The 9,406-nt window shown below is 68.8% G+C and carries 12 protein-coding genes; 9 read left to right on the top strand and 3 right to left on the bottom strand.

Annotated features, from left to right (window positions below):
- The first annotated feature begins 102 nt into the window (after positions 1–102).
- From PSEWESI4_RS10405 to PSEWESI4_RS10370, 8 genes are all read left to right on the top strand, one after another.
- Positions 103–567 carry a multidrug transporter gene (locus PSEWESI4_RS10405; protein WP_187671136.1) on the top strand — a complete coding sequence of 155 codons (465 nt, stop codon included), beginning with the start codon at positions 103–105 and terminating at the stop codon, positions 565–567.
- 171 nt (positions 568–738) lie between these two features.
- The gene (locus tag PSEWESI4_RS10400; protein ID WP_187671135.1) at positions 739–1,569 is read left to right on the top strand and encodes an SDR family oxidoreductase; all 831 of its coding nucleotides are present in this window, start codon (positions 739–741) and stop codon (positions 1,567–1,569) included.
- Positions 1,570–1,595: 26 nt separating this feature from the next.
- Positions 1,596–2,039, top strand: a complete 444-nt coding sequence (locus tag PSEWESI4_RS10395; protein WP_187671134.1) for a pyrimidine dimer DNA glycosylase/endonuclease V — start codon at positions 1,596–1,598, stop codon at positions 2,037–2,039.
- A 104-nt stretch (positions 2,040–2,143) separates the two neighbouring features.
- Positions 2,144–2,686, top strand: a complete 543-nt coding sequence (locus PSEWESI4_RS10390) for a GNAT family N-acetyltransferase (protein WP_187671133.1) — start codon at positions 2,144–2,146, stop codon at positions 2,684–2,686.
- Between the two features lie 56 nt (positions 2,687–2,742).
- Complete coding sequence (locus PSEWESI4_RS10385) at positions 2,743–3,174, top strand: HIT family protein (protein WP_187671132.1); 432 nt, start codon at positions 2,743–2,745, stop codon at positions 3,172–3,174.
- Positions 3,171–3,545 (top strand): hypothetical protein, encoded by a 375-nt coding sequence (locus PSEWESI4_RS10380; RefSeq protein WP_187671131.1) that lies wholly within the window; start codon positions 3,171–3,173, stop codon positions 3,543–3,545. Before PSEWESI4_RS10385 ends, PSEWESI4_RS10380 begins: the two co-directional genes overlap by 4 nt.
- Positions 3,546–3,661: 116 nt before the next feature.
- Entirely contained in the window at positions 3,662–4,171 is a 510-nt protein-coding gene (locus PSEWESI4_RS10375) for a sigma-70 family RNA polymerase sigma factor (protein WP_187671130.1), read from the top strand.
- A 1-nt stretch (position 4,172) separates the two neighbouring features.
- Entirely contained in the window at positions 4,173–5,132 is a 960-nt protein-coding gene (locus PSEWESI4_RS10370) for a FecR domain-containing protein (protein ID WP_187671129.1), read from the top strand.
- A gap of 162 nt (positions 5,133–5,294) precedes the next feature.
- Here the strand turns inward: PSEWESI4_RS10370 and PSEWESI4_RS10365 are convergent, their stop codons facing one another.
- The 3 genes from PSEWESI4_RS10365 to PSEWESI4_RS10355 are packed head-to-tail and all read right to left on the bottom strand — an operon-like array spanning position 5,295 to position 6,346.
- A complete protein-coding gene (locus tag PSEWESI4_RS10365) occupies positions 5,295–5,456 on the bottom strand; it encodes a hypothetical protein (RefSeq protein WP_187671128.1) in 162 nt (53 codons plus the stop codon).
- Positions 5,453–6,055 carry an alpha-ketoglutarate-dependent dioxygenase AlkB family protein gene (locus tag PSEWESI4_RS10360; protein WP_187671127.1) on the bottom strand — a complete coding sequence of 201 codons (603 nt, stop codon included), beginning with the start codon at positions 6,053–6,055 and terminating at the stop codon, positions 5,453–5,455. Before PSEWESI4_RS10360 ends, PSEWESI4_RS10365 begins: the two co-directional genes overlap by 4 nt.
- Positions 6,056–6,346 carry an aspartate-semialdehyde dehydrogenase gene (locus PSEWESI4_RS10355; protein WP_187671126.1) on the bottom strand — a complete coding sequence of 97 codons (291 nt, stop codon included), beginning with the start codon at positions 6,344–6,346 and terminating at the stop codon, positions 6,056–6,058.
- A 176-nt stretch (positions 6,347–6,522) separates the two neighbouring features.
- On the opposite strand from PSEWESI4_RS10355, the gene rapA reads away from it, so the two are divergent.
- Positions 6,523–9,366, top strand: a complete 2,844-nt coding sequence (rapA, locus tag PSEWESI4_RS10350; RefSeq protein WP_187671125.1) for an RNA polymerase-associated protein RapA — start codon at positions 6,523–6,525, stop codon at positions 9,364–9,366.
- Positions 9,367–9,406 lie beyond the last annotated feature (40 nt).

Raw genomic sequence — 9,406 nt, 5'->3', positions numbered from 1 at the left:
CCCCACTTTCCTCTCCACCCCATCCCCCACTAGGATGAACCCTCCCCAGGCAGGAGGCCCGTCATCCATGTCCCATCGCTCATCCCACACAGGCAGCCCGACATGCTGATCGGCATCCTGCTCGTGCTCACCTGGCTGGTCCTGCTGATCCGCTACCCGGCCAAGGCCCTGCCGATCTCTGGGGCCGCGCTGATCGGGCTGATGCTGGTCGGCTCCTGGCTGTACTGGCAGGACCTGCGCGAGAGGCGCCACCTGGCCCATCTCGAACTGCGCATCGCCTACGCCCCCGATCGCTGCTCGGCCGACCGCCCGCTGGCCCTCGACCTGAAGAACGGCAGCCGCGTACCGTTGCAGGAGCTGCGCTTCGAAGTCGCCGCCTACCGGCCGGGCGACACCGTCAACCTGGCACGCAACCTCTACGACGCCCCGCGCTATCGCGGCCCCGGCGAACTGCTGCCCGGCGAGACCTGGCACGACTGCCTGCCGCTGCCGACCCTGCGCCCCGGCTATCGCCCGGCCACCCTGGAGTTCCGCGCCGAACGCCTGCAGGGCAGCTTCGCCGATTGAAAGAGCTGGGCGGATGGCACAAACCTGACCGCCCGCACGAACCAACCCCCTCTCCCTCCGGAGCGGGGCGCGCAGCCAGGGTTGGGGTGAGGGGCACAAGCTTCGAATAGCGCCGAGCCAAGAAAACCGATATCGACCACCAGCCAGCAAAAGACCAACAAGGAACCCCCAATGCCCCAGCCCATCGCCCTGATCACCGGTTGCTCCAGCGGCATCGGCCGCGCCCTCGCCGACGCCTTCCAGGCCGCCGGCTATGAAGTCTGGGCCACCGCCCGCAAGGCCGAGGATGTCTCTGCCCTGGCTGCCGCCGGCTTCGTCGCCGTGCAACTGGACGTCAACGACGAGACCGCCGTCGCCGCGCTCGGCGAACGGCTGGCGCGGGACACCGCGGGGCTCGACGTGCTGATCAACAACGCCGGCTACGGCGCCATGGGCCCGCTGCTCGACGGCGGCGCCGAAGCCCTGCGCCGGCAACTGGAAACCAACGTGGTGGCCATCGTCGGCGTCACCCGCGCGCTGTTCCCGGCGCTGCGCGCCAAGCGCGGCCTGGTGGTCAACATCGGCAGCGTTTCCGGCGTGCTGGTCACTCCCTTCGCCGGCGCCTACTGCGCCTCCAAGGCGGCGGTGCACGCGCTGACCGACGCCCTGCGCCTGGAACTGGCGCCGTTCGGCATCGACGTCATGGAAGTCCAGCCCGGCGCCATCGCCTCCAGCTTCGGCAACAACGCCAGCCACGAAGCCGAACAACTGATCCGCGAAGACTCGCACTGGTGGCCGATCCGCGACGGCATCCGCGCCCGCGCCAAGGCCTCCCAGGACAATCCCACCCCCGCCAGCGAGTTCGCCCGCGACCTGCTCGCCGCCGTGCGCAAGAGCAAGCGCCCGCGCCTGCTGCGTCTCGGCAACGGCAGCCGCACGCTGCCGCTCATGGCCGCGCTGTTGCCCAAGGGGCTGCTGGAAACGGCGCTGAAGAAGCGCTTCGGGCTGAACCAGGTGCTCTGAACGACAACCCACCAGGTCCTCATCGCATGCGTCTATGGTCGCTCCATCCCGGCTATCTCGACCCACAGGGCCTGGTCGCCCTGTGGCGGGAAGCCCTGCTCGCCCAGGCGGTACTGCGCGGGGAAACCCGTGGCTACCGCAACCACCCGCAGCTCGAACGCTTCCGGCAGCACCCGGATGCGCTGTCCGCCATCTCGCACTACCTGCAAGCGGTGCAGGCCGAGGCCGAAAGCCGTGGCTACCGGTTCGACAAGAGCAAGATCGCGCCGCCTGGCCCCGCGTTGACGCTCGACGTCACCGCCGGGCAGGTCGCCTACGAATGGGCGCACCTGATGGCCAAGCTGTCCGTGCGCAACCCGGAGCTGCACCGGCAATGGGTGGCGACCACGGAGCCGCGAATCCATCCCCTGTTCAACGTGCGGGACGGGGACATCGAACCCTGGGAGCGCCCGCCCGGTGGACGCGCATGATGTGAACCTCGCCCGGCCCGGTGGACGAGTCCAGCGCGCCGGATCGCAAGCGAGGGCGCCATCGCTTGTATCCTTGCCAGACGCCCCACAGGAGCCAACGCCCCATGCAGCCTCTGATATCCAACGGGCTCTGCCTGCGCCCCTTCGTTGCCAGCGATGCCGAGGCCTTCGCCCAGGCCGTCAACGAGTCGGTCGACTCGGTCAGCCCCTGGCTCCCCTGGTGCCATGCCGGCTATATGCCAGCCGAAGCGCTGCAATGGTTTTCCCTCTGCGAACGCAGCCTCGCGGAGCAGACAGCGTACGAGCTGGGCATCTTCTCCACGACCGGCGAATTCCTCGGTGGCATCGGCCTGAACCACATCAGCCGGGAATGCAACCTGTGCAACCTCGGCTACTGGGTGCGCCAGTCGCAACAGGGCAAGGGCATCGCGCCACGGGCGACGCGGCTGCTGGCCGACTTCGGCCTCACGGTACTGGGGCTGACACGCATCGAGATCGTCGCCGCCGTGGACAACGAACCGAGCAGAGCGGTCGCCAGGAAGGTCGGCGCGACCTTCGAAGGCGTGGCGCGCAACCGGCTGTTCATTCAGGGCCGACCGGTCGATGCGGCGATCCATGCGCTGATTCCATCCACGAACCGGCCATGACGTGCCCGCCACCAGCGGTTAGGCTCTCGACTGTCCATCGATCAGGGAACGACGCCATGAGTACCGACTGCCTGTTCTGTCGCATCGCCAACGGCCAGGTGCCGGCGCATCGGATCTACGAGTCGGAGCGGGTGCTGGCCTTCCTCGACATCCACCCGATCCGCAGCGGCCATGTGCAGATCATCCCGCGTGAGCACTTCGCCTATTACGACGACCTGCCGGGCGAGATCGCCGCCGAGATCATGAGCGTCGGCCAGCGCCTGGCGCCGATCCTGCGCCGCCGCTTCGATGTGCGGCGGGTCGCCTTCCTGTTCACCGGCGGCGACATCCCCCACGCGCACGCCCACGTGGTGCCGATGGTGGCGCACACCGACATCACCTCGCGGCGCTACATCGTCGAGGACAACCTCACCTTCCGCGACACCCCGCGCGTGCCGGACGCCGAACTGGCGGCAACGGCGCGGATGCTCCGGGAGTCCCTGGCATGAACGGCATCGCGGTGCGCTACTACGCCGTCGCCGGCATCGCCGCCACGGTGCTGCTCAACCTGCTGCTGCGCGGCTTCGTGCGGGTCGGCGGGATCTTCGCCACGCTGGTCGTCGCCGCCCTGGTGGCCGCCGGGATGGCGCTGTGGTTCCGCTGGCAACAGCGGCGCGCGCCCTCGCCCGGCGAACGCTGGCGCCTGACCGGCCTGTACGCCGCCGGCCTCGGCGTGCTCTACCTCGTCCTGCTGCTGATGATGTTCCTCCAGGACACGCCCAGCCCGATGGGCATGGCGCTGTTCTTCATCCACTACCTGCTCTATCCGCTCAGCCTCTGGCTGGCCCTCTCGCCCCGGGTGCTCGGCTCCCGACCGTAGGGCGCACCCGGCAAGAACGATCGCCCGCCATACAGCGATTGCCCTGGCACTCGTACTTTCCTTACACTTGAGAACAGTTAGCATTTGATAACCATCCTGCCCTGGAGCCTTCGGTCGTGCCGACCAGCAAGACCGCCCCGGACCACGCCCTGCAACGCCTCTACCTCGACAACCATGGCTGGTTGCGCGGCTGGTTGTGGCGCAAGCTCGGCTGCCCGGACAGCGCCGCCGACCTGGCCCAGGACACCTTCCTGCGCATCCTCAATGCCCGTGAAACACCGGTCATCCGCGAGCCCCGGGCGTTCCTGACCACCATCGCCAAGCGCGTGCTGGCCAACCACTACCGCCGCCAGGACATCGAACGCGCCTACCTGGAAACCCTCGCCAGCCTGCCGGTGGACGAAGTGCCGTCGGAGGAAAGCCGGGCGATCATCCTGGAGACCCTGCTGGAGTTGGACCGCCTGCTCGACGGCCTGCCCAGGCTGGCCCGCCAGGCGTTCCTGCTGGTGCAACTGGACGGGTTGACCTACCCCGAAGTCGCCGCCCAGCTCGGCATCTCGCTGTCCAGCGTGAAGCGCTACCTGGCCAAGGCCGCGCAGCAATGCTATTTCGCCGAGCTCGACTGACATGAGCGACTCCACCTCCTTGATCAGCCCCACCGTCGCCGCCCAGGCGGTGCAGTGGCTGGTCGAGCTGCAGGACGGCGAACCCAGTGCCCAGCGCCGCCAGGACTGGGCCGCCTGGCGCGCGGCCGCGCCGGAACACGAGCAGGCCTGGCAGCGCATCGAGACGGTCAACCGCCGCCTGCGCGGCCTGCCCACCGACCTCGCCCACCGCGCATTGGGCGCGCCATCCTCGCGCAGCCGCCGCGACGCGCTGAAAGCGCTCAGCGTACTGCTCGGCGCCGGCGTCGTCGGCTGGCAGGCGCTGGAACACAAGCCCTGGCAACCCTGGCTGGCCGACCACCACACCGGCGTCGGCGAACGCCGCGACCTGACCCTCGCCGACGGCACCCGCCTGGTGCTGAACACCGACAGCGCGGTGAACGTCCGCTTCGACCAGGGCCAGCGGCTGATCGACCTGCGGCGCGGCGAGATCCTGCTTCAGGGCGCCGCCGACCCCCGCCCGCTGCGGGTGATCACCCCGCAGGGGCTGGTCGACCGCGCCGGTCCGCAGTTCAGCGTGCGGCTGGATGCCCGGCTCAGCCGGGTCAGCCTGTTCGACGGCAGCGCCGCGATCCAGCCGAGTGTGCACAGCGGTGTGCCGCTACGGCTCGAGGCAGGCCAGCAGGTCAGCTTCGACACCCACAGGATCGGTACGCCTGGCGCGCTGGACGAGAACAGCCGCGCCTGGACCCGGGGCATGCTGATCGCCAGCGGCATGCGCCTGGCCGACTTCCTCGCCGAACTGTCCCGCTACCGCCACGGCCGCCTGGGCTGCGACCCGTCCATCGCCGACCTGCGCCTCTCCGGCAGCTACCCGCTGGACGACAGCGAACGCATCCTCGCCCTGCTGCCCAAGGCCCTGCCCGTCGAAGTACGCCACTTCACCCGCTACTGGGTCAGCGTGCGCCCGCGCTCGGCGTGATGTGGGGAACCCACCCCACGGGCTCCGCTCGACGCAGGCGACTCAGGCCACTCCATGGATGCGGGAGAGAATCACAGCCCTTCAGGCTACTCGAACAGAACCCTCTCCGGAGGGAGAGGGAGCTGGCCGTGCAAACCGATCCCTCTTCGGCAAGAACGAACCTCAACGCTTCTTAGGCTTGCCCTTGGACCTCTTCTTGCCCTTGGGCAGCGGCAGGGCGCGTTCGAAGGCCTGGCGCATCTCGTTCAGGCGCTTGTCGTTGAGATCGTGGATGCGCTTCTCGCGCTCGGTGTTGAAGTCGATCAGCTTGTCGTCTGGATTCATGCGGGCGACCGGATCAGGCGAAAGGTCAGGTTCAGGCGCGGCGCGCAGGCTTGGCGCGTCTTCGCCACTTGGTGCTGCCAATGATGCTGTGTCGCGCCGGCCATGACCAGCAGCGAACCGTGTTCCAGCAGCAATGAATGCTCGATACGGCTGCCACCCTTTCGGCGCAGGTCGAAGCGCCGCGCGCCGCCCAGGCTCAGCGAAGCGACCAGCGGATGCGCTCCCAGCTCGGGCTCGTCGTCGCTGTGCCAGCCCATCGAGTCCTGGCCGTCGCGGTAATAGTTGAGGAGAACGCCGTTGAGCGGCTGGCCGCACTCGGCCTCGACCCGCCGGCGGATTTCGGCGAGCAGCGGCGTCCAGGGCAAGGGCTCGTGGCTCAGGCCGGAATAGCGGTAGCGCGCCTCGGCGTCCCCGTACCAGGCCACCTGCCGTGGCACCGGATAGAAACGCCCGTGCAGGAACACCTGCGGCTGTTGCCAGGGCGTCCGCGCGACCAGTTCGTCGAACCAGCACCCGGCCTCGCCCGCCGCCACCCAGCCGGGCAGCAGGCGCAGTTCGGCATCGGGCAATTCAAGCGGACAATCGGCGAACAGGCTCACTCACACCTCGACATCCACCCACAACCCCTGGCGCGGCAGGCCTTCCAGCAGGTCGAGGTCTTCCTCGGCGACTTCGCCGGCGGCCAGTTGCTCGGCCGTGTAGCGCTGGCGGCGGCGCTGCTGGTCGCGCTGGCGATCGACCTCTTCCTGGGCATCGCGCTGCCGCAGACCGACGCCCTCGCCGCCGGAACCGGCCTGCGGCGGCGTCACCGGTTGCACGTCCGGGCGCGGCTTGGGCACGTCCTGCTGGGTGGTGACCGGCACCAGGCTATGGGGGATGGGTGGCAGCATCGATCAGTACGCCTCCAGGCGTGCCTCCTTTGGTCAGACTGTCGGCCGGCGGCCCGTCGACTTGAGGATGCGCTCGCTACACTTTCCCGACAAGACTCGCCGGCCCCGCCGTGCGGCTTTGGCCTGGGCCCGGTGAATCCGTTACCATACGCGGCTTTTTCATCGGGGAGACAGGCATGGCGCAATACGTACCGGGGCAACGCTGGATCAGTGACAGCGAAGCGGAGTTGGGCTTGGGCACCATCCTCACCCAGGATGACCGGATGCTCACCGTGCTTTACCCGGCCACCGGCGAGACCCGCCTGTATTCCCTGCGCAACGCCCCGCTGACCCGCGTGCGCTTCGCCCCGGGCGACGAGATCACCCATTTCGAAGGCTGGAAGATGATCGTCCGCGAGGTCGAGGACATCGACGGCCTGCTGGTCTACCACGGCCTCGACGGCCAGCACCAGGTCGCCTGCCTGCCGGAAACCCAGCTCTCCAACTTCATCCAGTTCCGCCTGGCCAGCGACCGCCTGTTCGCCGGCCAGATCGACCCGCTGCCCTGGTTCGCCCTGCGCTACCGCACCCTGGAACACACCAGCCAGTTGCTGCAATCGTCGCTCTGGGGCCTGTGCGGCGCCCGTGCCCAGCCGATCCCGCACCAGTTGCACATCGCCCGCGAAGTGGCCGACCGCGTCGCCCCGCGCGTGCTGCTGGCCGACGAAGTGGGCCTCGGCAAGACCATCGAGGCCGGCCTGGTGATCCATCGCCGGCTGCTGTCCGGGCGCGCCAACCGGGTGCTGATCCTGGTTCCGGAAAACCTCCAGCACCAGTGGCTGGTGGAGATGCGCCGGCGCTTCAACCTGCAGGTGGCGCTGTTCGACGCCGAGCGCTTCGCCGAAAGCGATGCCAGCAACCCGTTCGAAGACACCCAGTTGGCGCTGGTCGCCCTGGAATGGCTGGTCGGCGACGAGCGCGCCCAGGATGCCCTGTTCGCCGCCGGCTGGGACCTGCTGGTGGTCGACGAGGCGCACCACCTGGTCTGGCACCCTGAACAGGCCAGCGCCGAATACCGCCTGGTCGAGCAACTGGCCCAGGTGACGCCCGGCGTGCTGCTGCTCACCGCCACCCCCGAACAGCTCGGCCAGGACAGCCACTTCGCCCGCCTGCGCCTGCTCGATCCACACCGTTTCCACGATCTCGAAGCGTTCCGCGCGGAAAGCGCCAACTACAAGCCGGTCGCCGAAGCGGTGCAGGAACTGCTCGACGACGGCCGGCTGTCCGAACAGGCCCACGCGACCATCGCCAGGTTCCTCGGCGCCGAGGGCGAAGCGCTGCTCGCCGCGGTCACCGACGGCGACATCCAGGCCAGCGCGCGCCTGACCCGCGAGCTGATCGACCGCCACGGCACCGGCCGCCTGCTGTTCCGCAACACCCGCGCCGCCGTGCGCGGTTTCCCGGAGCGCCAGGTGCATCCCTACCCGCTGGCCACCCCGGACGAATACCGCGCCCTGGAACCCGGCGAGCACCCCGAGCTGTACCCGGAAGTGCAGTACCAGGCGCAGGCCGAGAACGGCGACGTAGCCCGCTGGTGGCGCTTCGACCCGCGCGTCGACTGGCTGATCGACACCCTCAAGATGCTCAAGAAGTTCAAGGTGCTGGTGATCTGCGCCCACGCCGAGACCGCCATGGACCTGGAAGATGCCCTGCGCGTGCGCTCCGGCATCCCGGCCACGGTGTTCCACGAGGGCATGAGCATCCTCGAACGCGACCGCGCCGCCGCCTACTTCGCCGACGAGGAGTTCGGCGCCCAGGTGCTGATCTGCTCCGAGATCGGCAGCGAAGGCCGCAACTTCCAGTTCAGCCACCACCTGGTGCTGTTCGACCTGCCGTCCCACCCGGACCTGCTCGAACAGCGCATCGGCCGCCTCGACCGCATCGGCCAGCAGCACACCATCCAGTTGCACGTGCCTTATCTGGAAGGCGGCCCGCAGGAGCGCCTGTTCCAGTGGTACCACCAGGCGCTGAACGCCTTCCTGGCCACCTGCCCGACCGGCAACGCCCTGCAACAGCGGTTCGGTTCGCGGCTGCTGCCGCTGCTGGAAGCCGGCAACGACAGCGCCTGGCAGGCGTTGTTGAACGAAGCCAAGACCGAGCGCGAGCGCCTGGAAAGCGAGCTGCACAGCGGCCGCGACCGCCTGCTGGAACTCAACTCCAGTGGCGCCGGCGAAGGCCAGGCACTGGCCGAGGAGATCATCGAGCAGGACGACCAGTTCGCCCTGCCGATCTATATGGAGGCGCTGTTCGACGCCTTCGGCATCGACAGCGAGGATCACTCGGAGAACGCCCTGATCCTGCGCCCCAGCGAGAAGATGCTGGACGCCAGCTTCCCGCTCGGCGACGACGAGGCGGTGACCATCACCTACGACCGCGAACAGGCGCTGTCCCGCGAGGACATGCAGTTCCTCACCTGGGAGCACCCCATGGTGCAGGGCGGCATGGACCTGGTGCTGTCCGGCTCGATGGGCAACACCGCGGTGGCGCTGATCAAGAACAAGGCGCTCAAGCCCGGCACCGTGCTGCTCGAGCTGCTGTTCGTCAGTGAAGTGGTCGCGCCGCGCCAGTTGCAACTGGCGCGCTTCCTGCCGCCGGCCGCACTGCGCGTGCTGCTGGACGCCAACGGCAACGACCTGGCCGAAAAGGTCTCGTTCGACAAGCTCAACGACCAGCTCGAAGCCGTGCCGCGCGCCAGCGCCAACAAGTTCGTGCAGGCCCAGCGCGACCAGTTGGCCCAGCAGATCAACGCCGCCGAAGCCAAGATCGCGCCGCGCCACGCCGAGCGCGTCGCCGAAGCCAAGCAGCGCCTGGCCGCCGACCTCGACGAGGAACTGGCGCGCCTGACCGCCCTGCAAGAGGTCAACCCGAGCGTGCGCGACAGCGAGCTGGACGCCCTGCGCACCCAGCGCGAACAGGGCCTGGAAATGCTCGACAAGGCGGCGCTGCGCCTGGAAGCCATCCGCGTGATGGTGGCCGGCTAAAGCCAACGCGCCTTCATCGGTGCGCCGTGCGCACCGATGA

This window comes from Zestomonas carbonaria (assembly GCF_904061905.1).
In the GTDB taxonomy this organism is placed as follows: Bacteria; Pseudomonadota; Gammaproteobacteria; order Pseudomonadales; family Pseudomonadaceae; genus Aquipseudomonas; species Aquipseudomonas carbonaria.
Note: the sequence above shows the minus strand (reverse complement) of the source record. Positions and strands in the feature narration are given on the sequence as shown.

Excerpts from the sequence above, each read along its gene's own strand:
- PSEWESI4_RS10405 (WP_187671136.1), top strand. The coding sequence starts at position 103 with ATGCTGATCGGCATCCTGCTCGTGCTCACCTGGCTGGTCCTGCTGATC.
- PSEWESI4_RS10400 (WP_187671135.1), top strand. The coding sequence starts at position 739 with ATGCCCCAGCCCATCGCCCTGATCACCGGTTGCTCCAGCGGCATCGGC.
- PSEWESI4_RS10395 (WP_187671134.1), top strand. The coding sequence starts at position 1,596 with ATGCGTCTATGGTCGCTCCATCCCGGCTATCTCGACCCACAGGGCCTG.
- PSEWESI4_RS10390 (WP_187671133.1), top strand. The coding sequence starts at position 2,144 with ATGCAGCCTCTGATATCCAACGGGCTCTGCCTGCGCCCCTTCGTTGCC.
- PSEWESI4_RS10385 (WP_187671132.1), top strand. The coding sequence starts at position 2,743 with ATGAGTACCGACTGCCTGTTCTGTCGCATCGCCAACGGCCAGGTGCCG.
- PSEWESI4_RS10380 (WP_187671131.1), top strand. The coding sequence starts at position 3,171 with ATGAACGGCATCGCGGTGCGCTACTACGCCGTCGCCGGCATCGCCGCC.
- PSEWESI4_RS10370 (WP_187671129.1), top strand. The coding sequence starts at position 4,173 with ATGAGCGACTCCACCTCCTTGATCAGCCCCACCGTCGCCGCCCAGGCG.
- PSEWESI4_RS10365 (WP_187671128.1), bottom strand. The coding sequence starts at position 5,456 with ATGAATCCAGACGACAAGCTGATCGACTTCAACACCGAGCGCGAGAAG.
- PSEWESI4_RS10355 (WP_187671126.1), bottom strand. The coding sequence starts at position 6,346 with ATGCTGCCACCCATCCCCCATAGCCTGGTGCCGGTCACCACCCAGCAG.
- rapA (WP_187671125.1), top strand. The coding sequence starts at position 6,523 with ATGGCGCAATACGTACCGGGGCAACGCTGGATCAGTGACAGCGAAGCG.